General features: G+C 50.4%; 2 rRNA genes. Both read left to right on the top strand.

Annotated elements, in window-relative coordinates:
* Positions 1-2,343, top strand: a 23S ribosomal RNA gene (locus tag NA59_RS12620); the annotation flags it as partial.
* A 139-nt stretch (positions 2,344-2,482) separates the two neighbouring features.
* Positions 2,483-2,598, top strand: a 5S ribosomal RNA gene (gene rrf / locus NA59_RS12615).
* The last annotated feature ends 27 nt before the right edge of the window (positions 2,599-2,625 follow it).

Here is a 2,625-nt window from a genome sequence, read left to right as displayed (position 1 = left end):
GGGGTGACTGCGTACCTTTTGTATAATGGGTCAGCGACTTACTGTGTGTTGCAAGGTTAACCGAATAGGGGAGCCGTAGGGAAACCGAGTCTTAAATGGGCGATCAGTAGCATGCAGTAGACCCGAAACCGGGCGATCTATCCATGGCCAGGATGAAGGTTGAGTAACATCAACTGGAGGTCCGAACCCACTAATGTTGAAAAATTAGGGGATGAGCTGTGGATCGGAGTGAAAGGCTAATCAAGCTCGGAGATAGCTGGTTCTCCCCGAAAACTATTTAGGTAGTGCCTCATGTCTCACTGTTGGGGGTAGAGCACTGTTATGGTCTAGCGGGCCGTCAAGGCTTAGCAGCCCATTGCAAACTCCGAATACCAACAAGTGCAATCATGGGAGACAGACAGCGGGTGCTAACGTCCGTTGTCAAGAGGGAAACAACCCAGACCGCCAATTAAGGTCCCTAAACTATGCTCAGTGGGAAAGGATGTGGGAAGGCTTAGACAGTCAGGAGGTTGGCTTAGAAGCAGCCACCCTTTAAAGAAAGCGTAATAGCTCACTGATCGAGTCGGCCTGCGCCGAAGATTTAACGGGGCTAAGCATAGTACCGAAATTGCGGATGCCGTAAGGCATGGTAGGGGAGCGTCGTGTAAGTCTGTGAAGGTGTGCTGTCAGGCATGCTGGAGATATCACGAGTGCGTATGCTGACATAAGTAGCGATAAAGGGAGTGAAAAGCTCCCTCGCCGAAAGCCCAAGGTTTCCTACGCAACGCTAATCGACGTAGGGTTAGTCGGCCCCTAAGGTGAGGCTGAAAAGCGTAATCGATGGGAAACAGGTTAATATTCCTGTACTTTTTATAACTGCGATGGAGAGACGGAGAAAGCTAGGCCAGCAAGGCGATGGTAGTCCTTGTTTAAGGTGGTAGACAGAAGACTTAGGCAAATCCGGGTCTTTAATGTCGAGAACTGATGACGAGTCCTCTTTTGGACGAAGTGGTTGATGCTATGCTTCCAAGAAAATCTTCTAAGCTTCAGGTTATAAAGAACCGTACCCCAAACCAACACAGGTGGGCAGGATGAGAATTCCAAGGCGCTTGAGAGAACTCGGGTGAAGGAACTAGGCAAAATAACACCGTAACTTCGGGAGAAGGTGTGCCCTTAAGTGTGAAGGACTTGCTCCGTAAGCACTCGAGGGTTGCAGAGACCAGGTGGCTGCGACTGTTTATTAAAAACATAGCACTGTGCAAAATCGAAAGATGACGTATACGGTGTGACGCCTGCCCGGTGCCGGAAGGTTAATTGATGGGGTTAGCGCAAGCGAAGCTCTTGATCGAAGCCCCGGTAAACGGCGGCCGTAACTATAACGGTCCTAAGGTAGCGAAATTCCTTGTCGGGTAAGTTCCGACCTGCACGAATGGCGTAACGATGGCCACACTGTCTCCACCCGAGACTCAGCGAAATTGAAATCGCGGTCAAGATGCCGTGTACCCGCGGCTAGACGGAAAGACCCCGTGAACCTTTACTATAGCTTTGCACTGGACTTTGATACTATCTGTGTAGGATAGGTGGGAGGCTATGAAGCGCGGACGCCAGTTCGTGTGGAGCCATCCTTGAAATACCACCCTGATAGTATTGAGGTTCTAACCTCGGCCAGTGAATCCTGGTCAGGGACAGTGTATGGTGGGTAGTTTGACTGGGGCGGTCTCCTCCTAAAGAGTAACGGAGGAGCGCGAAGGTACCCTCAGCACGGTCGGACATCGTGCAATGAGCGCAAGAGTAAAAGGGTGCTTGACTGCGAGACTGACACGTCGAGCAGGTGCGAAAGCAGGTTCTAGTGATCCGGTGGTTCTGTGTGGAAGGGCCATCGCTCAACGGATAAAAGGTACTCCGGGGATAACAGGCTGATACCGCCCAAGAGTTCATATCGACGGCGGTGTTTGGCACCTCGATGTCGGCTCATCACATCCTGGGGCTGAAGTCGGTCCCAAGGGTATGGCTGTTCGCCATTTAAAGTGGTACGCGAGCTGGGTTTAGAACGTCGTGAGACAGTTCGGTCCCTATCTGCCGTGGGCGTTGGAGAATTGAGGGGGGCTGCTCCTAGTACGAGAGGACCGGAGTGGACGAACCGCTGGTGTTCCAGTTGTCATGCCAATGGCACTGCTGGGTAGCTACGTTCGGAAAAGATAACCGCTGAAAGCATCTAAGCGGGAAACTTGCCCCAAGATGAGTTCTCCCTAGACTTTAAGTCTTCTAAAGAGCCGTTCAAGACCAGGACGTTGATAGGCAAGGTGTGGAAGCGCAGTAATGTGTGAAGCTAACTTGTACTAATTACTCGTGAGGCTTAACTATACAACTCAAAAGTGACTTAACTGATGTGTAGCTTGAGATAAAAGCGAAACCAAGATACAGTATCCTATTACAAAGCAAAGATTACTTCTTAGCAAAGAATTTTAGTAAATGGCTAAAACCCATTTACAAAACCGAATTGCTTGGCGACCATAGCGAAATGGAACCACCTGATCCCTTCTCGAACTCAGAAGTGAAACGTTTCAGCGCCAATGGTAGTGTGGGGTCTCCCCATGCGAGAGTAGGTCATCGCCAAGCTCCATACATCTAAACCCCTCGTAAGAG

Origin of the sequence: Thiomicrospira microaerophila, assembly GCF_000934765.1 — a bacterium.
Lineage (GTDB): Bacteria > Pseudomonadota > Gammaproteobacteria > Thiomicrospirales > Thiomicrospiraceae > Thiomicrospira > Thiomicrospira microaerophila.
This window is presented reverse-complemented; position numbering and strand designations above follow the sequence as displayed.